Source organism: Rhodoferax aquaticus, from assembly GCF_006974105.1.
GTDB lineage: Bacteria > Pseudomonadota > Gammaproteobacteria > Burkholderiales > Burkholderiaceae_C > Allorhodoferax > Allorhodoferax aquaticus_A.
On record NZ_CP036282.1, the window covers coordinates 3446073 to 3472791 of the forward strand.

22 protein-coding genes are annotated in these 26719 nt (G+C 57.2%); 2 read left to right on the forward strand and 20 right to left on the reverse strand.

Annotated elements, in window-relative coordinates; translation table 11 throughout:
• Positions 1–163: 163 nt before the first annotated feature.
• The 6 genes from EXZ61_RS15855 to EXZ61_RS15880 form a co-directional block, all read right to left on the reverse strand.
• Positions 164–733: a cyclic nucleotide-binding domain-containing protein gene (locus EXZ61_RS15855; RefSeq protein ID WP_142812688.1), complete on the reverse strand. Its 570-nt coding sequence runs from the start codon at positions 731–733 to the stop codon at positions 164–166.
• A 390-nt stretch (positions 734–1123) separates the two neighbouring features.
• The gene (locus EXZ61_RS15860; RefSeq protein ID WP_142812689.1) at positions 1124–1483 is read right to left on the reverse strand and encodes a hypothetical protein; all 360 of its coding nucleotides are present in this window, start codon (positions 1481–1483) and stop codon (positions 1124–1126) included.
• A gap of 157 nt (positions 1484–1640) precedes the next feature.
• The gene (locus EXZ61_RS15865) at positions 1641–2039 is read right to left on the reverse strand and encodes a roadblock/LC7 domain-containing protein (protein ID WP_142812690.1); all 399 of its coding nucleotides are present in this window, start codon (positions 2037–2039) and stop codon (positions 1641–1643) included.
• Between the two features lie 44 nt (positions 2040–2083).
• Positions 2084–2611, reverse strand: coding sequence for a GTP-binding protein (locus tag EXZ61_RS15870; protein ID WP_142812691.1), 528 nt, complete (start codon positions 2609–2611; stop codon positions 2084–2086).
• 14 nt (positions 2612–2625) lie between these two features.
• The gene (locus EXZ61_RS15875; RefSeq protein ID WP_142812692.1) at positions 2626–3342 is read right to left on the reverse strand and encodes a hypothetical protein; all 717 of its coding nucleotides are present in this window, start codon (positions 3340–3342) and stop codon (positions 2626–2628) included.
• Positions 3343–3381: 39 nt separating this feature from the next.
• Positions 3382–6177 carry an ImpA family metalloprotease gene (locus EXZ61_RS15880; RefSeq protein WP_142812693.1) on the reverse strand — a complete coding sequence of 932 codons (2796 nt, stop codon included), beginning with the start codon at positions 6175–6177 and terminating at the stop codon, positions 3382–3384.
• A 428-nt stretch (positions 6178–6605) separates the two neighbouring features.
• Between EXZ61_RS15880 and EXZ61_RS15885 the strand changes: the two genes are divergently transcribed.
• Positions 6606–6902 (forward strand): hypothetical protein, encoded by a 297-nt coding sequence (locus tag EXZ61_RS15885; RefSeq protein WP_142812694.1) that lies wholly within the window; start codon positions 6606–6608, stop codon positions 6900–6902.
• 114 nt (positions 6903–7016) lie between these two features.
• Here the strand turns inward: EXZ61_RS15885 and EXZ61_RS15890 are convergent, their stop codons facing one another.
• From EXZ61_RS15890 to EXZ61_RS15925, 7 genes are all read right to left on the reverse strand, one after another.
• A complete protein-coding gene (locus EXZ61_RS15890; RefSeq protein ID WP_142812695.1) occupies positions 7017–8762 on the reverse strand; it encodes a M66 family metalloprotease in 1746 nt (581 codons plus the stop codon).
• Positions 8763–8992: 230 nt separating this feature from the next.
• Positions 8993–11791 (reverse strand): ImpA family metalloprotease, encoded by a 2799-nt coding sequence (locus EXZ61_RS15895; RefSeq protein ID WP_142812696.1) that lies wholly within the window; start codon positions 11789–11791, stop codon positions 8993–8995.
• A 250-nt stretch (positions 11792–12041) separates the two neighbouring features.
• The gene (locus EXZ61_RS15900) at positions 12042–13796 is read right to left on the reverse strand and encodes a M66 family metalloprotease (RefSeq protein WP_168224791.1); all 1755 of its coding nucleotides are present in this window, start codon (positions 13794–13796) and stop codon (positions 12042–12044) included.
• 212 nt (positions 13797–14008) lie between these two features.
• On the reverse strand, positions 14009–15895 hold the full coding sequence (locus tag EXZ61_RS15905; protein ID WP_168224792.1) for a M66 family metalloprotease: 1887 nt from the start codon (positions 15893–15895) through the stop codon (positions 14009–14011).
• 141 nt (positions 15896–16036) lie between these two features.
• A complete protein-coding gene (locus tag EXZ61_RS15915) occupies positions 16037–16708 on the reverse strand; it encodes a hypothetical protein (protein ID WP_142812700.1) in 672 nt (223 codons plus the stop codon).
• 365 nt (positions 16709–17073) lie between these two features.
• Positions 17074–17295 carry a hypothetical protein gene (locus tag EXZ61_RS15920; RefSeq protein WP_142812701.1) on the reverse strand — a complete coding sequence of 74 codons (222 nt, stop codon included), beginning with the start codon at positions 17293–17295 and terminating at the stop codon, positions 17074–17076.
• A gap of 282 nt (positions 17296–17577) precedes the next feature.
• Positions 17578–18840 carry a methionine gamma-lyase gene (locus EXZ61_RS15925; RefSeq protein ID WP_142812702.1) on the reverse strand — a complete coding sequence of 421 codons (1263 nt, stop codon included), beginning with the start codon at positions 18838–18840 and terminating at the stop codon, positions 17578–17580.
• 145 nt (positions 18841–18985) lie between these two features.
• On the opposite strand from EXZ61_RS15925, the gene EXZ61_RS15930 reads away from it, so the two are divergent.
• The gene (locus EXZ61_RS15930; RefSeq protein WP_142812703.1) at positions 18986–19456 is read left to right on the forward strand and encodes an Lrp/AsnC family transcriptional regulator; all 471 of its coding nucleotides are present in this window, start codon (positions 18986–18988) and stop codon (positions 19454–19456) included.
• 115 nt (positions 19457–19571) lie between these two features.
• On the opposite strand, the gene EXZ61_RS15935 is transcribed toward EXZ61_RS15930, so the two are convergent.
• From EXZ61_RS15935 to EXZ61_RS22415, 7 genes are all read right to left on the reverse strand, one after another.
• On the reverse strand, positions 19572–20141 hold the full coding sequence (locus EXZ61_RS15935) for a GNAT family N-acetyltransferase (RefSeq protein WP_168224793.1): 570 nt from the start codon (positions 20139–20141) through the stop codon (positions 19572–19574).
• An 8-nt stretch (positions 20142–20149) separates the two neighbouring features.
• Positions 20150–20686 carry a GNAT family N-acetyltransferase gene (locus EXZ61_RS15940; protein ID WP_142812705.1) on the reverse strand — a complete coding sequence of 179 codons (537 nt, stop codon included), beginning with the start codon at positions 20684–20686 and terminating at the stop codon, positions 20150–20152.
• A 129-nt stretch (positions 20687–20815) separates the two neighbouring features.
• Positions 20816–22135 (reverse strand): replication-associated recombination protein A, encoded by a 1320-nt coding sequence (locus EXZ61_RS15945; protein WP_142812706.1) that lies wholly within the window; start codon positions 22133–22135, stop codon positions 20816–20818.
• Entirely contained in the window at positions 22132–22269 is a 138-nt protein-coding gene (locus EXZ61_RS21935; protein ID WP_168224794.1) for a hypothetical protein, read from the reverse strand. The genes EXZ61_RS15945 and EXZ61_RS21935 overlap by 4 nt, the downstream gene beginning before the upstream one ends.
• Before the next feature lie 443 nt (positions 22270–22712).
• Positions 22713–22949 carry a tautomerase family protein gene (locus tag EXZ61_RS15950; RefSeq protein ID WP_142812707.1) on the reverse strand — a complete coding sequence of 79 codons (237 nt, stop codon included), beginning with the start codon at positions 22947–22949 and terminating at the stop codon, positions 22713–22715.
• A 654-nt stretch (positions 22950–23603) separates the two neighbouring features.
• Positions 23604–24257, reverse strand: a complete 654-nt coding sequence (gene lolA / locus EXZ61_RS15955; protein WP_425353584.1) for an outer membrane lipoprotein periplasmic chaperone LolA — start codon at positions 24255–24257, stop codon at positions 23604–23606.
• 9 nt (positions 24258–24266) lie between these two features.
• Positions 24267–26660, reverse strand: coding sequence for a DNA translocase FtsK (locus EXZ61_RS22415; RefSeq protein ID WP_142812708.1), 2394 nt, complete (start codon positions 26658–26660; stop codon positions 24267–24269).
• Positions 26661–26719 lie beyond the last annotated feature (59 nt).

Below are 26719 nucleotides of genomic sequence, written 5' to 3' on the forward strand. Positions count from 1 at the left end.
TCTCACAAAACTTGCTGCTCGGCGTGTCACATACGAAAGAGGCCTAGATGGGCGGGAGCCATCGCTCTAACCGAAACATCGTTTGCCGGTCATCTTAAAACTGATTTTGCGTAACGCCAAGCCACTAGCCTCACGCTGCGGACTGGCCATCTGCCCCTATGGCCTACATCTGGGAGGCTTGCAGTTCAAGCTCGTAGTGCGCTTTGGAATACATGCGCTCACCTGAAAGCGCCACATCCAAAATCTTCTCGTAAATGAGAATTTTGTTATTGGCACTGCGAATGCGTTTCGTCAAATGCGCGCCAATGAGGTGCATTACGGGATGCATCAGCGCTGTGTCGACTCCACGGGCGCTATACAACGCGCTTTTGGCGAAGGCAAGGCACACCACGTCACTGAGGGCGGTGCAGGTCGCTGTTGCGGGCATGACATCAAAAAAGTTGGACTCGCCGCAAAGTTCTCCGGGCTGCAAAATGCACACCGCAGCACGCCCCGACTGCCTGTGCAAGCGCGACTCCACCGCCACTTCGCCTTGCACAATGAAATAAATGAGCCCCGAACCATGCAGCTCACCTTCGCGCACAATTTTGTCGTAGCAGGCAAACTTGTATTCGCTACTGCGACTTACAAACTCTGTGGCAGTGTGTATGTCAAAGCCATAGTGGCTATACCGCTCCATCAAATGCAACACAGCTTGCGCTTTGAACGACCCATAGTTTTCCAACGTTCCCATGGCGATATCTCAGTTTTGAAGTCCTAGCCCCCTGCAATAGCCCGCTCTACGTCATTACACGTAGCCGCGCAAGCCGGTCTTATTTTGGGTCGCCCACGACACATCTCCAACGACGAAACCGCAACAGCAACCTTGAGAGAATTTTTACACCTGCTCACAAAGACATGACTAGCCAAAAGTATGGTTTAGGGGATATGGAACCCCTCAAGCCTTAGTGAGAGCATGTACAGGCCGCTTTATCCAAGGGTTATCCCTAGCCAAAATCAAGCTCGGAGACGTCACCTGCTCCGCTTTGGCCCAATCTCTAGGGAGCAAAACCCCCTGATATCGACACACAGAAAAAAGGCCCGTTTGTGAACGGGCCTATCTGCTTGGGCGCTTGGCTGAACTTTAAAAGTCTAAACCCTTATCAGCATCTTGCACTTTGCGCCTAGCCATTGCCAAATTTGACTTGCTTTTATCCAAAACAAAATAAATGAAAACACCTTCCTTGGAAGCAGATGGTCGAATAATGTGATATTGCTTTCCTAAGGTAATTAGCATGTCATCAATTGTGTCATTCAGACCCAATGCGCGCATAGTCTTCATTTTGGAGCGAAAGACTTCGGTATTTCCCGCCGCAGCCACCTCGATATCCACACCAGAGCCAGCGCTACCCAAGATCATGCCGCTGGTTGAGTCGACAATGGCAGTGCAAACGGCACCATCAGCTGTCATAAGCTCGTCAAGTGTTTGTTTAATCGTAGACATAGTGTTGTTCCTTATCAATTTAGTTAATTCGCTGCGGATTTTTTATTTTGACGAGTGCCCCGCAGCCCGCACAAGATTTTTAAATTAATTTATTTAAGAATAGCGCTTGGTTTTCTAGCAGTTTTTAAGGCCAGCCACCTGCACCGCAATACATTTCTTAGCGCAGCTCCCTCAGGGCTTTGGCAAATCGCTTTCCACGGTGATTTACTTGAGCCATTATTGCTGTTGAGTCTGAAATAATATTCACTATCAATAAATTCTCATCCGAGTGATTGACCAAAAATACCTGGACAAACCCGTTTCCAGAGTAGATCGTTATATCTGATGGGTCGTCCAAAAAAGATTCTCTTGCGACCACCGAACCAATGGCAGAGATTGAACTGGCCATCGCTGCAATTCTTTCGGGGACAAGATCTCCGTGGTGGGCATAGGCGACTTCAAAACCATCGACCGTAGAAACTACAACTCCCAGCGTTCCGGTAATCTCGGCGAGAATTTTTTTTGCCTCTTGCTCGCAAAAATTGCGAATATTGTCTATAGCTGTATTATTTTTCATATATGTGTTGTCAAATAGCCGGTGGGGTGTGCTGAATCAAACGGTCAAAGATCAGCTTCAATTTGCGTTAACAAGATGTCAATGAGCATGAGGACATCGTCACGCTGTCTCACGTCAACGGGAACAACGGGCACCAAGCATTGCCGGTTGAACAAGAAGTCTGCATACGCGTCAACATCCGGATCTGGGCACTCTGGCAAACGCCCTACACCAATGACGCAGGGTGTGTTTCCGAGGAACTCACTAAAGCCATTGAGGTACTTTTCAAGATCTTCCAATGGCTTAGGGCGGGAGTTATCAATCAAGATAATGAGACCCAGCGCATTTTTCGCGAGAATTTTCCAAAGAAAGTCAAACCGATCCTGGCCTGGCGTCCCAAACAACCTCAAACGGTTACCACTCTCCAGTTCAACCAAGCCGAAATCAAGTCCTACTGTGGTCAGCAGCTTAGAAACTGTAGGATCTGTATTTTTTACATCCGTCACGATGGGCAGAGAATCACTCACCACACCTATTGCAGTGGTTTTCCCCGAACCAGTGGTACCGCTTATTAGTATTTTGTATTCATTCATAGGATTAGTGAGTTTCAGAGGCCCAGCTTCCGTCGCAGTGAGGAAATAAAACCACGATTAGCATGGCTGGCCATTTTTTTCCTGCTTTGCACCATGTCAACTACATTGCTTCTGTCAGATACTACTTCTGAAAATATTGAAACCAATTGAAGCGACTTTAGAATTGCAATAAAGGACGCACATTCTTCGAGGGAAACTCCGGAAGCACTCGCGAGCTCGTTGACAGACCACGCTTTGCCAATCAAAAAATTAGATAAGCGCACACGGTCCTTACTGCCACGAATCGCGACCTGGTGAGGCCAACGAATGAGTTTGTATTTCTCTTCGACAATATTCTGAGAATTTTCTATCGGTTTTAGTTTGGAAGTAATTTCCTGATTATTTTCTTCTGAGGTCGAAATATTTGACTGGGCCGAGCTTGACGTGGCTTGCTGCGTATAGACAAGCGTTTGAAGCTTGCTGAGGCATGCCTTTAAACCCGCCCCATGGATGGGTCTATTCAAACGTAATTTATTCGCAGGCGCACCTGCCAGCACGATTTCAATATCTGACACATAGGGGATTTCCATATGCGAACTTGCCTCCGCGTCCACGATATAGGCATCAAATGGCTCTATAGGTGCATAGTTCCATTTAAAGTCTCCATCAACGGTCATAAAACTGAGTAAGTCGCGAATGAAGTCAGTCTCACCCGCACTCAATCCTTTGATCCCCAACTTAAAAGTAGTCATATTGACTTCTCCAAACGCTTATATGCGTTGAGTAATTTCTCAAAACGGCCAGACAGGATTGGCGACCGACATGTCGACCTTGCGCACGGTGCTGTGGTTGTTGGTGCTTGTATTGGCATAGAACAGCGCAGGTTCCGCCGCAAAACCGAAGGCCGCCACCTGGGCCGCAGCCTCTGGTGAGTAGCGCACGCCCCACAGATCGAAGGTCGGGCGTTGGTCCCTGCCCGTAATCCACGAGAGGGTGATCAGCATGTTGTCATTGCCGCTCGGGCTGGGTTTGTTGGCGTAGGTGCTGTAGCCCAGCTTGTTGCGATTGGCAGCCCAGTCCGCAGCAGCTACGGCATCAAACTGACGCTGGTGCAGGTAAAGCAAAGTGACAATGTCCCAGCCGGTCGCAATGCTGGCTTGGCGCTGGGCCCAGTAATGCACCCATTGCATATAGAAGGCCATGCGCTCGCCGTTTTGCACCGCGTAGGCAGCATCACCCCAAATGCGCTGGTAAACGCCTTCAATGGGGTCCGCTTCCGTCTTGGCGGCCTTGATCATGTTGAACGCAGACTGGTAAGCCACTCGGTTGTCGCCTGAGTTGTAGCCAAGCTCGCTTAGCATGCGCCAGCCTTTGTGCAAGGGAAACAGGTTGTTGGAGACCTCGCCACTGCGGTCGTCATAGACCTTGTGCATGCCCTTTTGCTGGTTGTGACCGACCTCATGGCTTTCGCCCCAGCCGCGGGGGGTGAGGCCCCAGTCTTGGTCGTACGGGTTGCCCGCGCAGCCGCTACCGCATTGCGAATAGTTGTCTACATTGATGTGCTGGGTCCCGGGCACGCGGTGCAGCGTGGCATCGGTGCAAGTCCAACCCAGATTGGCACACATGGCCTGCACATGGGCGGTCAGACTCTTTCCGGGCAAGGCATAGCCGGCCAGCATGTAGAGGTCTTCGAAGAAGATGGTTTTCAGTTCGTTCAAAAACTTGTCGATATCGCCTGCGTAATGAGGGCCATTGATGACGGCGCGCATTTTGTCGGCACGGGAATGGACTTCAACGCCAGCGAGCTTGATCTCGGCCCACTCATGCTGGGCGGCGTTTAATGTGGTGGCAAAAGCCGCTGTATCGCCCGCGCCGTTGGACTGGTCCAGAAACGGATGCTTGGCTACCCCACGCAGCCGAAGCTGTACGTTTTGCTGTGGCGTGGCGTTACTGAACACCAGCTGCAGGGTGCCGCCATAGGGACTCACCAACTGCATCGCCTGGCCGGTGCTGAGCACCATGTCCGGGCTGGCCAAGAAGCGAGGGCGGTTGTATCGATTAGGGTCCCACAGGCGAGTGGAGCCGGTGCGCTGAGTATTCAGGCGCAGCGACACGGTGGCGCTGCCGGCGCTGAGCAGCTCGACCGTAACGGGCTTGCCCGGAGCCGCCAGGCGGCCAATGGCCGTGAAGCCGCTGGTGGAAGGTACCGACACGTCCACCGTCTCGTCCGTGCTGCTCACGGCCATGCCGGTGGTAAGCGCACCGGCAAAACTGCCGAGGTCAGCCTGGGCGTTGGCGGCAGGGCGCACATAGGCCACGAGGGCGTCAGCAATCAGGGCCTTCTCAAAGGCGGCAGGCGTACTGGCCTTGTCCATGGGGTATCGGAGCTGGCGCCGCACCACGTCGGCCCACAGCACCAGGTAGCGAAGTACGGTGGTATCGGCCGTGGCAAAGAGGTTCTGACCCGCGCGATTGAACACATCGATCTGGCTGCGCAAGGCATCCACCGGCGACAGCAAGTTGGACTGCAGGCTGGCCACTCCTGAACAATCGGTCTTGCCAGCAGAGACGGTACACGGCGACCAGTCATAGGGCATGCTGAAACTGTCGGAAGCCAGCGAACTTAGCATGGCCGTGGTTTTTGCAAACTGGTCGCCCAACGTACGATTGGTCGCTTCGCTGCGGCCCGCGGCCACCTTGTCGTTGGCCCAGTAGTTACCGCCGTAGGAGCCGAACTGCAGGCCCATGCCCGCCAGCACCTGCCTGCCTGAATCACTAAACGCGCTGAACTTGGTGTGCACATACAGCACCGGCCGCCCAGCCGCTACCAGTGCGCGTATACCTGCTTCCAGACTGGCACTAGGTGCAAGGTCTCCTCCCACCACTAGCAGATGTGCGTTGGTGGCGCAAGCGGGAGTGGCAATGAAGTCACAGGCAATGGTGGTGACCGGCACATCCGCCTTCACCATGCCAGCCGCACTGTTGTTGGCATTGACGCCGGCAAAAGCCACGTTCAGCGTAGCCGGCAATGTAGCGGCAGCGTCACCACGCACCAGCCATGCCAGTAGGCGCTTGAAGGCGGGCCGATAAGCTATGAGCTGGTTTCCATTGAACCTCTCCAGCACCTGAACGCCAAAACCCGCGCTGCGACCTCCTGCGGCCACACTAATGCTGGACAAAGCATTGCCCTGGTCTCCCACGATCAGTGGCTGCGCGGTGGCAGTGTTAAGAGGCTGCACCCAATGACTCTGATTCGTAGGGTCGTATTCAGTGCTGACGCCCTGGTACAGGCTGCTTGTGCGCGCTGCCTGCGCCAAGCTGATTTGCTGCTGAGCGTACTGGGCATGCTGAGCGACCAGCTTGGCATCGGTCAGCGCACTGGCGTCACCGGTGGCCAAGGCCTGCACAATTTGCGGGTTAGGCTGGGGTGCTGCCACCAAGGTCACGGCACCGCTGCCAGAAACGCTGCTAGGGCTACTGCCTGATTTGCCGCCGCCGCAGGCGGTAAGCAACGCAACCAAGGCGAATGTGGCCCATCCAACGAAAAGACGGGCGCTTAGTGTTTTGCCAGCTAAGTGCAAACGCATACTGTTCCTCAATTCTTAAAATAGTTTTCGCCATGCCAAAGGCCCATTGAGGGCGGCCACCTCGATCCAAGGAACTGCAATCCTGAGCACTGCATAGGTGGTCTTCACACGAAGAAACCTGCTCTAGAACTGAGTGGCTGATTCAAGGTGGCCAACGGCGCAGCTCCAACGACGAAACCGCAACTACCACTTTGAGAGAATTTTTCCAGCTAGCAGCAAGGTGACTACTAACCAAAAGTATGGTTTTGGGGAATGTTGGTCCACGATGCGATCGGTTTGCGGAAGTAGGAAGGCGTTGATACAGGGTTATCCCTAGGTATTTCTCGAAACGGCCAGACGGGAATCGCGACCAAGCTATCGATCTTGCGCACCGTGCTGCAGTTCAGCTGGTTGAACATGCTCCGATTTTTGTGAGGTAGGAACCTCTTGTGGGAGACCTCGCCGATGCGGTGTGGCGCTGCCCAACATTGGCTGCAGGGTATCTGCGTAGGCGGCTTAACTGCGGCATCGCTGGGCCGGTACTGAGTACCCTGTGCGGACTGGCCAAAAAGCCGGAGCGGCGGGAGCGGCTGGAACCCCACGGGCGGGTGGAGCCGGAATGCTGGGGGTTGGGGCGTGGCGACACGGTGGCACCGCCCGCGCACAGCAGCTCCACGAACACAGGCTTGCCGGGAGCTGCCAGACGTCCAATGGCTGTGAACCCACTGGTGGAAGGCACGGTGTAGATCGGCCCGGCCTTACTACCTTAGGAAAGATTTGTCGCTATAAATTTCGGAGCTACTTAAGCTTACTGGGCAAGCGCTAAAGGCCTTTTTGTTTGCTGCTTGGGCGCACTTTCGCTATGGCAAGACCAGTGTTTTAAGCACTGTGGCGTTGCGAATGTCGTGGGCTGTGCGAGTCCACACCATGGGGGTGTCTAGCAGTTCGAGCCTGATAAGTTTGGGCTGGCCCGCCGGAACCGGCAGTCGGATGGCCCACCAGACGAAGCTGTCGCGGCTGGTATCGACCAGAACGTCGTCTTTCCACGTGTCAGGCTTGTCCGACTGTCGTCCGCTGCCGCGCAGCACCCGGTACGCAGTGCTTTGCGCGCGGGTGACAGGGTGCTCATAGGTGGCACGCACCGTGAAGTCGCAGCCGGACTGGCGGCAGTACTTGTAGTAGCTGGCTTTTTTGTCGGCTGCGTTGATGGAATCAAGCTCGCTTTGCACCATAGGGTCAATCAGCTTGCGGGCGTTGCCCACATGCCGAATGGGTGGGTAGAACTCGGTCGCGCCGGGCGTATCGGCCAGGCTTCGAGTGGTATACACAAAATCCCACTCACGGTTGAGCATGTCGGGGTCGGCGTGTTTGTTGTTGAAGCCGTCCCAAGCGTAGTTGTAGGTTTTGCTGGCGTCCGCATTCTCCACCCACTGGCCGTTGCTGTTGAGCTGCATGAAACCGGTGTTGCCCGCGTTGACTTTGTCGCGCCCCAAGGCCCAACGTTGCATGCGGGCGGCGTTGTAGTCAGAGAACAGGGGGAAGGCTGCTTTGGTCGTTTTTTGCTCGTCTGCCGAGTGCATAGGGTCAAAGCGGTAGCAACGACCCCGGCTGTCTTTGGCAAAACTTCTGCCACCCCGCGCGGCCTTATCGCCCTGGCAGGTGGCGTAGTACGAGTCGGGGGCGGTAAAGGGGGCGCGGAAGTAGTTTTTGGACTGGTCGTATCCCCAGGCACTGCCTTTGAGGCTGCCATCCAGGTAGGGGTAGCCGCCGCCGTCGTAATCCGCCGGTGAATGGCCCAAGCTCATGGCGTGCCCGCCTTCGTGCCACAAGAGACCAAAGCCGGGGTCCCCCACGGCGCCACCCGAGCCGGTCCAGGAGACGCCGCCGCCCCAATACTTCCGCTCACCGTTTGCCTTTTTCATAAATACGCTGCCATACGTGACGCGCTGCAAGGTTTCATCGCCTGTGGCGTCATTGATGGTCCACACCATGTCGAGCAAGGGGTTATCGCGACCGGAGAGCCCGTCGGCATTGGTGATTTTGGAGGCCGCATGGGTGCCATCGGGCCGCAGCACCAAGAAGGAGGATTCAAACGCTCCCAAGGGGTGGCGAACAAAGGTGCTGGTGGTGTAGGGCATGCCGGCCACACCCTGCGCCTTTTCGTCTGCGGTCATCGCCTTGAGTTCGCTGGCGTCTTCTGGGGCACCAAATAGCAAAAAGGAGAGCAACTGAAAAGTCACATCGGTGCGGGGTGCCACAGTGACAGCCACGGGTGCATTCAATTCGCGCCCACCGTCGCGCACCAACAGCGACATGCCCTCGGCCACCTCGGCCCCCGGCACTGTGACGGACCACATGTTGGAGGCAAACTTTTCATCGCCCCCTTCGCTAGGGGGCAGCTGGGCCGGCGGGTTCAGGGCGCGGCTGCTGACCAGGTTGCTGCCCTGGCGCAATTCCAACACCGGCGCGGTAGCTCGTAGATTGTTGAGCTGCACCAGCACCAAGGCGTCACGCCCTTGCGAAACCCTCAACCGGGGGCTGTTGGCCAGCGACCACGTGGTCCCTTGGGCCGGCACTACATGGGATTGCGCAAGTTGAATGACCACGGAAGCGTTGCCTAGCACTCCGCTTCCACTTCCACTTCCACTTCCACTTCCACTTCCACTTCCACTTCCACTTCCACTTCCACTTCCACTTCCACTTCCACCACCGCCGCACGCGCCGAGCGCCGCAACAAACATACCCATCAGTGCAAGCCGGCGCAGCATGGAGAAGTGGGGCGAGGCTTGCATGCGACCCAAGCGATGTAGATGTGTTTTCATAGATTGCTAATTCGTTAAAAAGGCCAGACCGGACTGGCGACCGACATGTCGACCTTGCGCACCGTGCTGTGGTTGTTGACGCTCGTATTGGCATAGAACAGCGCGGGTTCCGCCGCAAAACCGAAGGCCGCTACCTGGGCCGCAGCCTCTGGTGAGTAGCGCACGCCCCACAGATCGAAGGTCGGGCGTTGGTCCCGGCCCGTAATCCACGAGAGGGTGATCAGCATGTTGTCATTGCCGGACGGGCTGGGTTTATTGGCGTAGGTGCTGTAGCCCAGCTTGTTGCGATTGGCAGCCCAGTCCGCAGCAGCTACTGCATCAAACTGACGCTGGTGCAGGTAAAGCAAAGTGACAATGTCCCAGCCGGAGGCATTGCTGGCTTGGCGCTGGGTCCAGTAGTGCACCCACTGCAGGTAGAAGGCGATGCGCTCGGCACCTTGTGCTGCGTAGGCAGCATCACCCCAAATGCGCTGGTAAGCGCCTTCAATGGGGTCCGCTTCCGTCTTGGCGGCCTTGATCATGTTGAACGCGGACTGGTAAGCCACTTGGACGCCGACCGTGTTGTAGTTCTGCTCAATGAACAATCGCCAGGCCTTGTGCAGTGGGAACAAATTGTTGGAGACCTCGGTGCTGCGGTCGTCATAGACCTTGTGCATTCCTTTTTGAAGGTTGTGTCCTATTTCATGCCCCTCCCCGCCGCCACGTGGGTTAAGCCCCACCGTCTGGTCATAGGGATTGCCCGAGCAAGCGCCACCGCACGCCGCGTACACATCCACATTGATGTGCTGGGTACCGGGCTTTTGGTGGATTTTTGGGTCGGTGCAATTCCAGCCGAAGGTGACACACATGGCCTGAACATGGGGGGTAAGCGTCTTGCCCGGCACTACGAAGCCTGCAAACAGGTACGTATCTTCAAACAAGAGCTCTTGCAGTTCACTCAGGTACTTGTCCATATCTCCGGCATAGACGGCGGTGTTGATGGCTGCGCGCATCATGTCCGCGCGGGAGTGCACTTCAATGCCCGGCAGTTTGATCTCGGCCCACTCATGCTGGGCGGCGTTCAGCGCGGCCACAAACCCGGCCTTGTCACCTCGGTCGTTGGACAGATCCAGAAACGGATGTTTGGCCACCCCACGTAAACGCAGCTGCACGTTTTGCTGGGGCGTTGCATTGCTAAACACCAGCTGCAAGGTGCCGCCATAGGGGGTCACCAGCTGCAGTGGCTGGCCAGTGGTGAGGGACATCTCCGGGCTCGCCAAAAACCGGGGGCGGTTGTACTTATTCGCCTCCCACAGGCGGGTAGAGCCCGTGCGGTGGGTGTTGATACGCAGCTTCACGGTGGCGCTTCCGGCGCTAAGCACTTCTACCGTGAATGGTTTGCCTGGCGCGGCCAGGCGGCCGATGGCCGTGAAACCTTGGGTGGCGGGAACAGTCACATCCACTATTTCATCTGCACGACTCACGGCCATGCCGGTGGTCAGCGCACTGGCGAAGGTACCCAGATCTGACTGCGCTGGAGCCGTGGTCCGGACGTAGGACACCAAGGCATCGGCAATCAGGGCTTTCTGGAACGCAGCGGGCGAGCCAGTCTTGTCCATAGGGTAACGAATCTGGCGTCGCACCACATCAGCCCAGAGCACCAAGTAGCGCAGTACATCGGTATCGGCTGTAGCAAAGATGCTTTGCCCAGCGCGGTTAAAAACATCAATCTGGCTGCGCAAGGCGTCTACAGGCGAGAGCAGCCCGGCTTGCAAGTCAGTGACACTCCCCGGGCAATCGGTTTTACCGGCATACACGGTGCATGGCGACCAGTCATAGGGCATGCTGAAGCTGTCGGAGGCTATCAAATTGAGAATAGGCGTGGTTTTGGCAAACTGGTCGCTTAAGGTGCGGTTGCTTGCTTCACTGCGGCCTGCTGCCACCTTGTCGCTGGCCCAGTTGTTGCCGGGATAAGGGCCGAACTGCAGACCCATGCCTGCCAACACCTGGATGGCGGAGTCACTGGTCCAGTTGGACTTGGTGTGTGCATAGAGCACCGGCCGCCCAGCGGCAATCAGTGCGCGTATGCTAGTTTCCAAGCTGGCACTGGCCGCCAAATCACCGCCAACCACCAGCAGGTGCGCGTTGGAGGCACAGGCGGGGGTGGCAATGAAGTCACACGCAATGGTGGTAACTGGCACCCCGGCCTTCACCAAGCCGGCCGCACTGCTGGTGGCATTGATACCCGCAAAGGCCACGTTCAGCGTGGCTGGCAGGGTTCCCGCAGCATCTCCACGCACCAGCCAAGCCAGTAGGCGCTTGAAGGCGGGACGATAAGCGACCAGCTCGTTGCCATTGAACCTCTCCAATACCTGCACGCCAAAGCCCGCGCTGCGGCCGCCTGCTGCCACGCTCATGCTGGCCAATGTGTTGCCCTGGTCGCCCACAATCAGTGGCTGCGCCGTGGCGGTGTTGCGCGGCTGCACCCAGTAGCTCCAGCGCGACGGGTCATATTCTGTGCTTACACCCTGGTACAGGCTGCTGATACGCGCTGCTTGTGCCAAGCTGATTTGCTGCTGCGCGTACTGGGCGTGCTGGGCAACCAGCTTGGCATCGGTCAGCGCACTGGAGTCACCGGTGGCCAAGGCCAGCGCGATGGGAGAACTGGGCTGGGGCGCTGCCACCAAAGTCACTGGGCTGCTGCCAGAAATGCTGCTAGGGGTATTGCCTGATTTTCCGCCTCCACAGGCGGTAAGCAACGCCACCAAGGCGAGTGTGGCCCATCCAAAGAGATGACGGGCGCTTAACCTTTTGCGAGCTATCTGCAAACGCATACTGTTCCTCAATTCTTAAAATAATTCTCGCCCTGCCAACGGCCCTTTGCGAGCCCTCACCCCCAAGCAAGAAACCTCAACCCAGAGCACTTCATAGGTGCTCTTCATTTGAAGAACACCGCTCTAGCAATGAGTACCTGCTTCAAGGTGGCCCAAGGCGCAACTCCAACGAAGAAACCTCAACTAGCACTTTGAGAGAATTTTTCCAGCGAGCAGCAAGGTGCCCACTAACCAAAAGTATGGTTTTTGACTAGCGCGCGACCGTCACGCGGTGAGAGTTCAGGCCGTCTGAGAGGATGAACTCAAAGCTACCACCTGCAGGCACATTGGCCGGCAGGTTCACGGTGGCAGAGCCGCCTGTGAGGTCTTGGGCCAAGGTTGTACGCTGCGCACCCACATGCACTACCGTCAGATAAGGCGTGCTAGCGTTGTCCCAACGCAGAGTTGCGGTGCGGCCTTGCTCAGTCCATTGCACGCTGGTCTTGTCAGCCGCCATGACGTAAGAAGCCACGGATTTTTGCGCTGTCGCCACACCACCGCGTTGCATCAAGGTCACACCGTCTTTCAAGATGGTGATGCTCAGCAATGTGCCAGGGTTGGGCACAGTGAAGCCAAACAGCTGTGTGCTGCTGTCGTGATCTAGCTCTTGCATGGCAAAGCGGTATTCCACAACGCCAGCGCTTGTGCCTAGGCGCAGGGTGTAGGGGCCGTCATCAGGCAACTGCGCCTCGCCCTTGAGAGTTTTCACTGGGCGCATATCTACCTTGCCACTAGAAACCATGCCACTGATGAGCAACAACTCTTGCGGGCCCGCTGCGGTGACAGACGCCGCAGCTGTTTTGACGAAAGCGTCCGCAGGCGTCAAATAGGTTTGGATCTTGCGGTAGTTGTAGTCCGAAAACGTGTCACCGTTACAGTAGCCCATTACATCGCTTCTATTGGGAACAGTCGGGTCCACAAAAGTCTTGGTCGCGCTGTTGTAGCCCCAGATAAAGCGGTTCCCCGCACCCAACGCGCCATTGGCATAAGGATAGTTTGGATCAGGATTACCGGCAGCACAAGGCGCATGAGGAAGGCCGAGGTTGTGACCCAGTTCATGCGCCATGATTGTTAACACGGCCCAGTCGCTGCTTGGCATATCAAAGCCAACGGCGACATTGCCAGGGATTTGACCTAAACCGGCAAAGCCCCAACTGCGCTTGGGCGCAAAACCGTAGTAGTAGGTCTTCTTGCCCGTGTTGTCCAGCAACCGCAGGGCAATGATCTCGTTCGCGATTTTGGTAAACGCCGTATACCAGTCAGCATCGGTAGTAGGCAAGGTAGTTACGCTGGTAGAGGTATAGGTAGCGCGCGTCTGGAAATTGATGTTGGCAAACGGCATTCGGGCCAACAAAAAACCGGAAGGGTTAGCCACCACTTGCCCTACCGTATCGCCAATCTTCACCGGCACTGCCACCAGATCCATGGTCACCCCGGCGCCCACACGCGGGTTGATCGTGACCGTGCTCGCGCCATCGGGAATGCTGGCCGTTAAACGCAATCCAGCGGTCACCAGATTCGCAGGCACCACTGCCGTATAGGCATTGGTGAAACTGGGCACTGTTGGCACTGAGGCAGGCAGGGTGGACGTTGGCTTTGTCAAAGCGATCGTTCGCACCAAAACGCCCGCTTGGGTCTCCACGCGCAGCGTCCCGTCAGGGATAGGCTGCGCGGTGTTGGTGGTGGTCACATTGACTTTGACCAAAGCGTCTTTGCCCGCCACCAGCACCAAAGCACTATCCCCACTGGGAAACAACAGGGATTGGGCCAATTCGACGGTGGCGATACGTGCGGCCGAGACTGGTACCGGTACTGGGGCAGGAGGCACCGGCACCGGGGTAGGAGTTGCTGGTACTGCGGTAGGAGCTGCTGGTACTGCGGCAGGAGTTGCTGGCGCAGTACCGCTGCTAGGGCTGCTGCCTGATTGGCCGCCGCCCCCTCCGCAGGCGGTAAGCGATGCAACCAAGGCAAGTGCGGACCACCCAACGAGATGACGAGCGCCTGTTGTTGTGCTAGCTGACTGTAAACACATACGGTTCCTCAATTCTTTTAAAAGGCGTGCAAAGCCCATAGCCCGTTGAAAGCTGTCACCCCCAACCAAGAAACCCTGACTAGCACTTTGAGAGAATTTTTCCAGCGAGCAGCAAGGTGCCCACTAACCAAAAGTATGGTTTTTGACTAGCGCGCGACCGTCACGCGGTGAGAGTTCAGGCCGTCTGAGAGGATGAACTCAAAGCTACCACCTGCAGGCACATTGGCCGGCAGGTTCACGGTGGCAGAGCCGCCTGTGAGGTCTTGGGCCAAGGTTGTACGCTGCGCACCCACATGCACTACCGTCAGATAAGGCGTGCTAGCGTTGTCCCAACGCAGAGTTGCGGTGCGGCCTTGCTCAGTCCATTGCACGCCGGTCTTGTCAGCCGCCATGACGTAAGAAGCCACGGATTTTTGCGCTGTCGCCACACCACCGCGTTGCATCAAGGTCACACCGTCTTTCAAGATGGTGATGCTCAGCAATGTGCCAGGGTTGGGCACAGTGAAGCCAAACAGCTGTGTGCTGCTGTCGTGATCTAGCTCTTGCATGGCAAAGCGGTATTCCACAACGCCAGCGCTTGTGCCTAGGCGCAGGGTGTAGGGGCCGTCATCAGGCAACTGCGCCTCGCCCTTGAGAGTTTTGACCGGGCGCATATCTACCTTGCCACTAGAAACCATGCCACTGATGAGCAACAACTCTTGCGGGCCCGCTGCGTTGACAGACGCCGCAGCTGTTTTGACGAAAGCGTCCGCAGGCGTCAAATAGGTTTGAATCTTGCGATAGTTGTAGTCCGAAAACGTGTCACCGTTACAGTAGCTCATGATGTCGCTCAAAGTGACTTTACGCGGGTCGACAAAAGTCTTGGTCGCGCTGTTGTAGCCCCAGATAAAGCGGGTCCCCGCACCTAGAGCGGCATTGGCATACGGATAGTTTGGATCAGGATTGGCGGGCCCCCCGCAGGGCGCATGCTGCACGCCGAGGTTGTGACCCAGTTCATGCGCCATAGTTTTTAACACGGACCCTTCACTGTCTGGCATGTCAAAGCCGATGGCGGCATTGCCGGGGCGTTCACCTAAACCAGCCAAACCCCAGGTGCGCTTGGGTACAAAGCCGTAGTAGTAGGTTTTGTTGCCTGTGTTGTCTAGAAAACGCAGGGTACTGATTTCACCCAAGATTTTGTTATATGCAGTACTCCACTCTGCGCCCGTGGCGGGCAAGGTAGTTACGCTGGTAGAGGTATAGGTAGCGCGCGTCTGGAAATTGATGTTGGCAAACGGCATTCGGGCCAGCAAAAAACTGGAAGCGTTAGCCACGACTTGCCCTACCGTATCGCCAATCTTCACCGGCACTGCCACCAGATCCATGGTCACCCCGGCGCCCACACGCGGGTTGATCGTGACCGTGCTCGCGCCATCGGGAATGCTGGCCGTTAAACGCAATCCAGCGGTCACCAGATTCGCAGGCACCACTGCCGTATAGGCATTGGTGAAACTGGGCACTGTTGGCACTGAGGCAGGCAGGGTGGACGTTGGCTTTGTCAAAGCGATCGTTCGCACCAAAACGCCCGCTTGGGTCTCCACGCGCAGCGTCCCGTCAGGGATAGGCTGCGCGGTGTTGGTGGTGGTCACATTGACTTTGACCAAAGCGTCTTTGCCCGCCACCAGCACCAAAGCACTATCCCCACTGGGAAACAACAGGGATTGGGCCAATTCGACGGTGGCGATACGTGCGGCCGAGACTGGTACCGGTACTGAGGCAGGAGGCACCGGCACCGGGGTAGGAGTTGCTGGTACTGCGGTAGGAGTTGCTGGTACTGCGGTTGGAGCTGCTGGTACTGCGGTAGGAGCTGCTGGTACTGCGGCAGGAGTTGCTGGTACTGCGGCAGGAGTTGCTGGCGCAGTACCGCTGCTAGGGCTGCTGCCTGATTGGCCGCCGCCCCCTCCGCAGGCGGTAAGCGATGCAACCAAGGCAAGTGCGGACCACCCAACGAGATGACGAGCGCCTGTTGTTGTGCTAGCTGACTGTAAACGCATACGATTCCTCAATTCTTTCAAAAGGCGTGCAAAGCCAATAGCCCGTTGAAAGCTGTCACCCCCAACCAAGAAACCCCGACTAGCACTTTGAGAGAATTTTTCCAGCGAGGCGCAAGGTGCCCATTAACCAAAAGTATGGTTTTAGGGGATGTCGAGCCAGGCCGCGCTTGGCTTGGGGATGTGAGGGCTCGTTAAGACCGGGTAATCCCCAGACTCAAGGTCCGCACTGTCCGGTGTGTGTGTCGCACCTAGGCTGCATTTGGCTTGGACAGCCGATGCATGAAAAGGCGATGTAGGCGCAGTACCAGTTGCCCTACCGAAAAGCTTCTGCAGCTCAGACGTTGAATACTGGTAGCCAATGCACGTACGCACAACATCCTGCAAAGGCACGCCCAAGGTTTGCGGCGCACTGGCACGCGCACGCTGATGCGTGTTGGGCTTGATATTCACAACCATGCGCAATGCCGACGATGGCAAAAACAATTGCTCGCTCACCAACTGCTGTAAGTAGGTTTGCAGCAAGACGATGTCTGTGGTGCGCAACTCAATCGGATGCATAGGTGCGATAAGCACCAAGAACCCGCGCACACCGCGACGCGAGCGCAAGTGGTACACCCTGCAGCGGCTGTGCAAGTCCACCTCGCGCAAACCTTGCTCGGCCCAGTGCTGAATTCGCTCGCACACTGTCTGGGAATAGCCCAGTGTGTTAAGCATCAAGGTCCATCTCACACGCAGCAACTGGCGCAACTGCTGCCAGTCTTTCGCCCCCACCATCAGCAGCAAGGTGTGGAGCACAAAACGATTTTCAACCATGCAAGAAAACTCAACTCCCGAAGTTAGTCACACCGGCATCTTGGACACACTGCGCACTGCCGACGGAGGTGACTACAGATCCGCCAGGCTCTCCATGTGCGGCTGCACACGGGGTCGATGCGGCCGAAGCGTGCGCAGATTCGAGTACGGGTTTTGCACGCGCAGGCTTCGCCTGTGCGGCCTGTGCTTGGGGCGCTCGTAGCGCTGCGTCACCATCGAATAGGAAACTTTTTTGTATGCGCATGTCCATCCTTCCAACGTTTAGAACGTATTGCTCTGGCGGAAGGTATCGTCATACAAATGGCGCACACATGGTTTAGCCGAAAGTATGGTTCTGCAGACAATTTGAAAGGCAGTGGCCTGCGCTAGCCCACCCTTGCAAGCAGCAGATTTGGCAATTCAGTGAACGGGTTTTGACTAAGCGTGACGCTGTCGTTTGCCGCGCTGGTTTGCGCAGCTACAAAGGTGTCGGCGCTGGCAACGGCGACCAAAGGGCGCTTGGACTGCGCCAAGCTCGGTGTGTTGCGTTTGACGATGGGCGCGGCGCTCGCGCCGTCATGGTGAAACAGGTCTTTTTGTATTCGCATGTCTAGCTTTCCAACGCTTTGGATCAGGTGCCAAAATGGGAAAGATCGTCGTACAAAAACTGCTGCACAGGTTTAACCAATGGTATGTTTATGGCAACAAAATGTGTACCAGACTGTGGCGCTCAGCGCACAGCGTTTGTGGGATGCCAGGCAAGCTGCATCGCCCTACCCCCAACAAACGCTATACATTCAATAGCTGCTTGCGCAATATACACGGGCGCAAACGGCATATTTGCCCCTCAATCATGCCCCGCACAACCCGTGCAGGGCTTGCGCAAAGGCCTAGACCGCTTCCAAGCAATCAGGCGCTTGGGCAGCTTGCGCCACCAGCTTGCCGACCGTGCTGCCGCGTTCCGCCATGGCTAGCGCTTGCGCAATGTCGGCCAGCACGTCGTCAATGTCTTCCAGCCCGATGGACAAGCGCACCAAACCATCGGAGATGCCATGGGCTTGGCGCTCTTCGGGGGTGTAGGTGGAGTGGGTCATGCTGGCGGGGTGCTGCGCCAGAGTCTCGGCGTCGCCCAAGCTCACCGCGCGGGTAACCAGCTGCAAGGCATCCATAAAGCGGATGCCGGCTTGCAAGCCACCCTTGAGCTCAAACGCCACCATGCCGCCAAACTGGCGCATTTGGCGCTTGGCCAGTGCATGCTGGGGAAAGCTCGGCAGGCCAGGAAAGTGCACCACTGCCGTGGCGCTATGGCGCTCTAGCAGCTCAGCGACCTTTTGTGCGCTTTGGCAGTGGCGGTCCATGCGCAAGGTGAGGGTTTTCAAACCACGCATCACCAAGTGCGCGTCTTGGGCTGACATCACTGCACCCGTCATGTCTTTGAGACCGAACAAGCGCACGCGCGTGGCCAGTTCAGCGTCCGCGAAGATGGCGGCACCTGCAGTCAGGTCGCCGTGGCCACCCAGGTACTTGGTCATGGAATGCACACTCACGTCAGCGCCTAACAACAACGGTTGCTGCAGATACGGTGTGCAGTAAGTGTTGTCGACCACCACGCGCGCGCCACCGGCATGGGCAATGCGTGACACGGCTTCAATGTCCACCATGCGCATATTGGGGTTGGCGGGGGACTCGAAGTACACCACCTTGGTCTTGGGGCCCATGGCCTGTGCCACGTTGGCGGGGTCCGTCATGTCCACGTGGCGCACCGTCACGCCAAAGCGCGTCAAACCGTGGTTCATGAACGAGAAGGTGCAACCGTACAAAGTGAGGTCGGCCAGCACTTCGTCGCCTTGCTCCAACATAGACCACAGCGTGGCGGTGATCGCACCCATACCGGAGCCAAACACCACAGCGCCAGCGCCTTCTTCCAGGCTGGCCAAGCGGCCTTCCAACAACGCCAAGGTCGGGTTGGCAATGCGGGTGTAAAAGTACCCTGGCTCAGTACCCGCAAAGCAGCGCCCACCGTAAGCCACGTCGGGGAACGCAAACGTGGCGGAGGTGTGGATGGGCGGCACCAACGCGCCTTGGTGGTCGGCTGGGTTGTAGCCAAAGTGGATGGCGCGGGTGCTAAAGCCTTTGTGGTGTGTCTCGCTCATGGTCTTCTTTCAGGGTTTTTTTATGGGATGAACTGCTGAAAATTGTTGTCCAAGTGCTTGGGTAAATTTTGGCTATTACGTACCCATTTCCCCTAAAAAATAGATAAATATTCCAATATTGAATTAATGTTGGTAATATTTACCCATGGAAACCTCCCCACTCGACACCACCGACCGCCAACTCCTGCAAGCCCTGCAACAAGACGCACGCCAAACCGTGGCCGAGCTGGCCACCAAGGTGGCACTCTCGCCCTCCCCCTGCTGGCGCCGGGTGCGCCAGCTAGAAGACGCAGGCGTGATTGAGGGCTACCACGCACGCCTGAGCCGCAAGAAACTGGGCTATGGGGTCACCGGCTTTGTGCAACTGCAAATGAACAACCACACCCCCGAGGTGGTGGCCGCGTTTGAGCGCGAAGTGGTGGCACTGCCCCAAGTGCTGGCCTGCCACAACCTCTCCGGCAGATACGACTATTTGATCGAAGCCATTGCCCCTGACCTGGAGGCGTTTTCGCTCTTGGTGCGCTCCAAAATCGGCAGCTTGCCGGGGGTCAAAGAAATATCCACCAGCTTCTCACTCAAAGAGGTCAAGCACGCAGGCAGCCTGCCTGTGGCTTGAAACAGCGTCTTGCGCGCCCTAGAGCAATAGGACCGTGCCACGCTCACCATGCCCGAAGGCTTGCGCAAACTGCAGATGGATACGGTTTTGCTAGGCGACTAAGGCAGCGGCCGTATCAGGGGTTGCGATTGCGCGTCCACGTGGCGTGGTCGATCACGTACCAAGCGCAAACATCGCCGTCATCCATAAAGGTGTTCGTCAGCGCAAGCCCACATTTTTCCAGCACGTGTCGCGAGGCCGTGTGCCTCACATCGGCATAGGCGCTGATGCGTTGGAGGTGCATGACATCAAAGCCGTGGGTGATGAAAGCACTGGCTGCCTCTGTCGCAAAACCTTGCCCCCAGTGCTTTGGCAAGAAGCGGTAGCCCAGGTCGTACACGTCGGTGCGCCCATTGATGGCTTGGATGTACATCAGCCCCGCCCAGCCCATGAACTCTTGGGTGTCTTTGCGAATGGCGGCCCAACGCCCAAGCCCCAACGCGCGGTACTGCTGCTGGATGCCTTCAATACGCTCGCGCGCTTGGTCGATGTGGGTAAGCGGCGCGTCGCCTGCATACCGCACTACGTCTGGATCGGAGTCCAGCGCAAACATGTCTTGCGCATCGGATAGACGCAACTCTCGGAACCACAGGCGTTCGGTTTCTAGCGTGGGCGTTTGATAGCCGGTCATTGGATTCACATTCATGTTCATGCTTAGCCCAAACGCTCCAGCAAAACAGCCGGTGAGGCCCAGCTGTAGCGCCACTCGGGCGCGGTGCCGCCACCGGCCACAGTGACTTCGATGCGTTCGCCGCGCTGTCCGCCAAGTGCGGCATAGAACTGCTGGGCGGCGGTGTTGCGCTCGTACACCCACAGGTACAGGCCTTGGCTTGGGTTGGCGGCTTGGCAGTGATGCGCAATGGCTTTCAGCAAACTGCGGCCAATGCCTTGGCCTTTGCATTCGGGCATGACATGCAGGTTATCCGCCAGCGTGCCCCACTGCGGGTCCGCCCCTGCGTAGGCATAGACAAAGCCGAGGGCCTTGTTGTGGACAGGATCAAAGGCCAGATAGCCAAACTGATCAGCGCGGTTGGGCGTAAGGCGCTTGGTCCACAAGGCTTGGCGGTTGGCAACTAAGTCAGCATCCAAAAAAGCGTCTTGCAAAATGCCTCGGTAAGCAGAGCGCCAGCTGGCGGCGTGGATGGCAGCCACATGGTCCAGGTTGGACAGGCTGATGGTCTCTAGTTGCATCACAAGCAGTTCTTCATTCAACCCAAGCCAAAACACTGCGCAAGGCAGATACTACAAATTTCATAGCTGCTTGCGCAATATCCATGGGCGCAGAAAGCACTTTTTCATCAAAATCCATAGATGTTTGGCTCACCCTTGGCCTGCTGCCTTAGCTTGTGCATCGGCTTCGCGCAGTTGGCGCATTTTTTCGGCAATGCGGATTTCCAAGCCACGCTCCACAGGGCGGTAGAAGCCGGGCGGGGGCATGCCATCGGGCAGGTAGTTTTCGCCCGCGGCGTAGCCGTCGGCTTCGTCGTGGGCATAGCGGTAGTTTTTGCCGTAGTCCAGCTGCTTCATGAGCTTGGTGGGAGCGTTGCGCAGGTGCATGGGCACCGGGCGCGTGCCGTCTTTTTTGATGAAGGCCTTGGCCTCGTTAAACGCTTTGTACACGGCGTTGGACTTGGGCGCGATGGCCAAGTACACCACGCACTCGGCCAGCGCCAACTCACCCTCGGGCGAGCCCAAGCGCTCGTACACCTCGGCCGCGTCCAGCGCCAAGCGCAGGGCGCGCGGGTCGGCCAGCCCAATGTCTTCGGTGGCCATGCGAATCAGGCGGCGCGCCATGTAGCGCGGCTCTGCCCCGCCATCTAGCATGCGCAGCAGCCAGTACAGGGCGGCGTCGGGGTCGCTCCCGCGCACGCTTTTGTGCAGGGCCGAGATGGTGTCGTAAAACTGCTCGCCACCTTTGTCGTAGCGGCGCATGCGCTCGCCCAGCACCTTGAGCAACCAGACGTCGGTGATCTCGCTCACCTTCTCTTGGGCCGCAGCTACGGCCAGGGTTTCCAAGGTGTTGAGCAGGCGGCGGGCGTCACCATCAGCGTAGGCAATCAGCCGATCCACCGCTACGCTTTCTATAGCTGGTTGCGCAGATTCTGCAAGGGCCTTGGCTACGATTTGCTTTAAATCTTCTTCCCCCAAAGGCTGCAGCACGTACACCGCCGCGCGTGAAAGCAAGGCGGAGTTCACCTCGAACGAGGGGTTTTCGGTGGTGGCGCCAATGAAGGTGAACAAGCCGCTTTCCACATGCGGCAAAAACGCGTCTTGCTGGCTTTTGTTGAAGCGGTGCACCTCGTCCACAAACACGATGGTGTGGCGCTGCTCCAACCCATCGCGCGCCGTTTGGGCCAGGTCTACCGCTTCGCGAATTTCTTTTACACCGCCCAGCACCGCGCTAATGGTTAAAAACTGCGCATCAAAGGCGTTGGCCATGAGCCGCGCAATTGTGGTCTTGCCCGTACCCGGAGGGCCCCACAAAATGCAGCTGTGGGGCTGCCCCGACTCAAACGCCAGCCGCAGAGCCATGCCCTCACCCAACAAGTGCTGCTGACCAATCACCTCGCCCAGGGTTTTGGGGCGCAGGCGTTCAGCCAAAGGCTGGTGTTTGGGGGTATGGGCAGCGGTAGCGTTCATTGGGCAATATTGTGGCGCATGCAGGGGTGCAGCTTGCGCGACATCACGGCCACAGCGATGCCGACCTCTTCCACGTGTTTGTGCAACAAGGCGTCTACCTGCGCTACGCCCAACAGTTCATGGAAGCGCGGCAAATCGACGACCTGCCCGACGACTTGGACACGGGGGAGAATATTCAGACGACGATTGCGGGGGGGGGTGCAGGGGGGTGCAGTCTACGATTTGCCTGCTTCAATGCAGTCATTGCCAGTCAGTGATAGACGGCAGCTTAATGGTTAGGACTTCGTCAAAGCGAGCACCAGCAATATGGGCTAGAAGCGGTCGGTCGCAAATTATGGGACCACTCAAGCAATGGACCCAACGCCGACTTCTAGCCCATCGAATTCAATGCCCGATAGCGGACCAATCAAGGAAGTTGTGATTGCAGTTTTGAACTAGATGAGAAACAACTGTTCTGGCGAACCCTTGATGCGGTTCAACGTTGGCGTAAAGCCGAGGCCGGAGGCCGTCGGCTGGAACAACTGGTTGGGCATCGACGAAGTTGCGGCCCCGTAGCGACCACCAGTGCCGCGAAGACTCATTCACAGCCTCCCCCAGAGGTACTCGCCTGACGACGCTTGCGAATGGCCGTGACCGGCTCCCCGCCCTCACCCCAGTTCTCGGGATCGACTTCATCAATGATCACCACAACGCTCTCTGGCCGCTTCGCGAGAACCTTGTGCATGAGCTCAGTGACACCGGCGATAAGTTGCGCCTTTTGTTGCGCAGAGGTTGGCACGTCTCGGCGTGCAAGACGAATGTTTATCAGTGGCATAGCGTCGTGGAATTTGGTTGAAGCGCGATGAGAGTCGTCTCTACCCAATATGCGCGTGGTAGAGCATCCATTGATGCTTTCGATGCCCAACGTGATTTAGAAGTAAAAAACGTCTTATGGACAAGGTCGCCTTGAGCCATTTTTCCCTCCCGTGTATTCTTTAAGTCCTTGATTTATATCCTATTTTCCGGACGTCAGACGGTTGGCTTGCCCATGAAAATGGAGCCGAACCCTGCAAACCTGCTCATGAACAAAGCCAACGGCGCGGCGATAAGACATTGATTCCATTTGGGTTTCGACACGAGCCCCATGAAAAGCCTTGACTAAAAAGTCGCGAAACCCTGCAGTCAATCGATGAGTTAGCAATTGAAATGGCACGATAGCGAGAAATTTACGACGGACAGCTCCAGCAGTTGGAGCCTGCCGCCGAAAGCCGGGTCTATCAAATGCTCACCCCATAGCAGCCATTGCCAGCCGTCCGAAGATGGCCTAGTCCTTCAGTTCATTCCGTCATCGCGAAGGACTGGTATCGCTGCAAACTTGAAGTCTGGGAGCGACCGCTGACAGGAATTCAGATGGTCCGCCTGCAAGCTGTCGTTCGCCAGATTCACAGCAGAGTTTTTCTTTAAGCGCTTGCCACCATCACCTCTGCACCTACTGCCGAACCACATCCGCCCCAGCCGGGGGCTTGAACTGAAAGGTGGCGGCGTCTAGCGTGGCATTAGCTTGGTAGCTGCTAAAGCGCATGACGGATTGTTGGCCGAAGCTGTCCAGAATTTCGAGTACGGCCAGGTCATTGCCTTTGAACCCCACGCGCACGGTTTGCAGTTGGCTGTCTTTGGACTTGGGGGTGGCGAGTACCCATTCCAAGCCGTCCTTATCCGGTGCGGCTGCTAAGGCGAAATCGGCCTGCAAGGCCCGCAGATCGGGCGCAGAGGCTATGAGCGCAGCGGGGCTTGCGCCCAGCACTTGCGATTGTTTGCGGGCGGTGACCTGGTTCAGATCTATGTCGTAGAGCCACAGGGTTTGGCCGTCGGCCACGATGGTTTGCTCAAACGGCTTTTTGTAGACAAAGCGAAAGCGGCTAGGCCGCGCAAACTCAAAGGTGCCTGACGAGGTTTTGGCGCGTGGTGCTTGCCCGTCTTTGGGCGGAGACGTCACTAGCTGCGTGAAGTCAGCACGGCCCGTTTTGGCAGTCTTCAAGAAGGCCTCCAGCCCATCAAGGCCAGAAGCGCCCGCTGCGCCCGTGGATAGAGCGCAAGCAGCTACGAAAAGCGTAGCAATCAGTTTTCCCGATCTAGTGTTCACTGAATCCCTTTACTCGGCGCGCGCTGGCACCAAAATTTCGCGCTGGCCGCTGCCGCTCATGGCGCTGACCAAGCCTGCGTTTTCCATCTCTTCCACCAAACGGGCTGCCCGGTTATAGCCAATTTTCAAATGGCGCTGCACCAGCGAGATGCTGGCTTTGCGGTTTTTGAGCACCACTTCCACCGCTTGGTCGTACATGGGGTCTTTCTCGCCACTGCCGCCACCTTTTTCGCCGGCCTCACCGTCTTCTCCGTCCACGGTGCCGCCTTCCAATACGCCTTCCACGTAATCAGGCTCGCCCTGGGTTTTAAGGTAGCTCACCACACGGTGGACTTCTTCATCACTGACAAAGGCGCCGTGCACCCGCGTGGGCATGCCACTGCCGGGCATGTAGAGCATGTCACCCAGGCCCAGCAAGGCTTCGGCGCCCATTTGGTCAAGAATGGTGCGGCTGTCGATCTTGCTGCTGACTTTGAATGAGATGCGGGTCGGGATGTTGGCTTTGATCAAACCGGTAATCACGTCCACACTGGGGCGCTGGGTGGCCAAGATCAGGTGAATACCGGCGGCGCGGGCTTTTTGGGCCAAGCGGGCAATCAGCTCTTCAATCTTTTTGCCCACCACCATCATCAAGTCGGCCAGCTCGTCAATCACCACCACGATGTGCGGCAAGCGCTGCAGCGGCTCAGGCGTTTCGGGCGTGAGGCTAAAGGGGTTGTAGATGAATTCTTCGCGCGCAGCGGCGTCGTCAATCTTGGCGTTGTAGCCCGCCAAATTGCGCACGCCCATTTTGCTGAGCAGCTTGTAGCGCCGCTCCATCTCGGCCACGCACCAGTTCAGCCCGTGCGCGGCTTGGCGCATATCGGTGACCACCGGTGCCAAAAGATGCGGAATGCCCTCGTACACCGACATTTCCAACATCTTGGGGTCGATCATGAGCAGGCGCACATCGCGTGCTTCTGCCTTGTACAAAATGCTCAAGATCATGGCATTGATACCCACGGACTTACCTGAGCCCGTGGTGCCGGCCACCAGCACGTGGGGCATCTTGGCAAGGTCAGCCACCACGGGGTTGCCAATGATGTCTTTGCCCAAGCCCATGGTGAGCAAGGACTTGGCTTCGTGGTAAATCTGCGAGCCCAAAATTTCGGACAGGGTAATGGACTGGCGCTTGGCGTTGGGCAGCTCCAGCGCCATATAGTTTTTGCCCGGAATGGTTTCCACCACGCGGATGGAGACCAAGCTCAAGGAGCGCGCCAAGTCTTTGGCCAAACCCACAATTTGCGAGCCTTTGACGCCGGTGGCGGGCTCGATCTCGTAGCGCGTAATCACCGGGCCTGGAGACGCCAAGACCACGCGCACTTCTACGCCAAAGTCTTTGAGCTTTTTCTCAATCATGCGGCTGGTCATTTCCAGCGTTTCAGGCGCCACGGTTTCTTGGCGCAGTTGCACGGCGTCAAGCAAAGCCACTTGGGGCAGCTTGCTGTCTGGCATTTCGGTAAACAGGGGCTTTTGCCGCTCTTTGGCGACCCGTGTGCTCATGACCGTGGGCTCGGCCAACGCAGGCTCTATGACCACCGGCGTGGGCTGAGGCTCCGCCTTGCGCGCCTTCACCCGGGGCTGCGCCACAGGTGCAAGAGGTTCGTGGTCAGGGTCCCCTTCGGTGTCCGCAAAATCATCGACCAGCACCACTTCACGCTCCCGCGCAGCCAATTGCCCTAGCTGCAGGTCTTGCGCCATTTCACGTTTCTCGCGGTAAGACTCCAGTCTGCGGTCCACCCAGCCGCCAATGCGCTCAGCGACGTGCATCCAAGAAAACCCAAATGCCAAGCCTGCTCCAACGACTCCCAGCAGGATGGCGACCAAGCCAGACCAGCCAAAGCCCAACCAATGCACGCTCTGGCTGCCCGTGAGGTAGCCCAGCGCACCACCACTGTGCCCTGGCAAACGAGCTTCCCAGCTGTACAAGCGTGACCACTCCAAGGAGGTACTGGCATAGATCAGCAATACGCAGCCTATCCAAAACGCTGTTTTGGTGTTCCAAATGCGCACATCGGCAGGCTCTGGCCCCAAGGCATCACCGCGCAGCCGCTGGGCCAACAAAGACAACCACAGGCGTATGCACACTGCCACACACCACCACACGGAGAACCCCAACCAAAAGTAGCTGGTATCCGCCACATAGGCCCCAAAACGCCCAAGGCGGTTGGCCAATGGCAAGCCGGAGCCCGTGGTGGACCATGCTGCATCGTGCGGGGAGTAGCTCAGCAAAGCGACGAGCCAAGCCAACAAGAGCACAGCGCCTAGGACAATTCCGACCTCAGTGGCGAAGCGGCCCAACCCGGTTTGCGCTTTGCGAACGGGGGTCGGCGGACTATGTAGGGTGTGTAGCGAGTAAGTCATGTTGCAAAGGCAGCCTTCATGCCATACGGCGTCGGCGATAGGCGTAAGAATTCAAATCT

Excerpts from the sequence above, each read along its gene's own strand:
- EXZ61_RS15855 (WP_142812688.1), bottom strand. The coding sequence starts at position 733 with ATGGGAACGTTGGAAAACTATGGGTCGTTCAAAGCGCAAGCTGTGTTG.
- EXZ61_RS15860 (WP_142812689.1), bottom strand. The coding sequence starts at position 1,483 with ATGTCTACGATTAAACAAACACTTGACGAGCTTATGACAGCTGATGGT.
- EXZ61_RS15865 (WP_142812690.1), bottom strand. The coding sequence starts at position 2,039 with ATGAAAAATAATACAGCTATAGACAATATTCGCAATTTTTGCGAGCAA.
- EXZ61_RS15870 (WP_142812691.1), bottom strand. The coding sequence starts at position 2,611 with ATGAATGAATACAAAATACTAATAAGCGGTACCACTGGTTCGGGGAAA.
- EXZ61_RS15875 (WP_142812692.1), bottom strand. The coding sequence starts at position 3,342 with ATGACTACTTTTAAGTTGGGGATCAAAGGATTGAGTGCGGGTGAGACT.
- EXZ61_RS15880 (WP_142812693.1), bottom strand. The coding sequence starts at position 6,177 with ATGCGTTTGCACTTAGCTGGCAAAACACTAAGCGCCCGTCTTTTCGTT.
- EXZ61_RS15895 (WP_142812696.1), bottom strand. The coding sequence starts at position 11,791 with ATGCGTTTGCAGATAGCTCGCAAAAGGTTAAGCGCCCGTCATCTCTTT.
- EXZ61_RS15905 (WP_168224792.1), bottom strand. The coding sequence starts at position 15,895 with ATGCGTTTACAGTCAGCTAGCACAACAACAGGCGCTCGTCATCTCGTT.
- EXZ61_RS15915 (WP_142812700.1), bottom strand. The coding sequence starts at position 16,708 with ATGGTTGAAAATCGTTTTGTGCTCCACACCTTGCTGCTGATGGTGGGG.
- EXZ61_RS15920 (WP_142812701.1), bottom strand. The coding sequence starts at position 17,295 with ATGCGAATACAAAAAGACCTGTTTCACCATGACGGCGCGAGCGCCGCG.
- EXZ61_RS15925 (WP_142812702.1), bottom strand. The coding sequence starts at position 18,840 with ATGAGCGAGACACACCACAAAGGCTTTAGCACCCGCGCCATCCACTTT.
- EXZ61_RS15930 (WP_142812703.1), top strand. The coding sequence starts at position 18,986 with ATGGAAACCTCCCCACTCGACACCACCGACCGCCAACTCCTGCAAGCC.
- EXZ61_RS15935 (WP_168224793.1), bottom strand. The coding sequence starts at position 20,141 with ATGAATGTGAATCCAATGACCGGCTATCAAACGCCCACGCTAGAAACC.
- EXZ61_RS15940 (WP_142812705.1), bottom strand. The coding sequence starts at position 20,686 with ATGCAACTAGAGACCATCAGCCTGTCCAACCTGGACCATGTGGCTGCC.
- EXZ61_RS15945 (WP_142812706.1), bottom strand. The coding sequence starts at position 22,135 with ATGAACGCTACCGCTGCCCATACCCCCAAACACCAGCCTTTGGCTGAA.
- EXZ61_RS15950 (WP_142812707.1), bottom strand. The coding sequence starts at position 22,949 with ATGCCACTGATAAACATTCGTCTTGCACGCCGAGACGTGCCAACCTCT.
- EXZ61_RS22415 (WP_142812708.1), bottom strand. The coding sequence starts at position 26,660 with ATGACTTACTCGCTACACACCCTACATAGTCCGCCGACCCCCGTTCGC.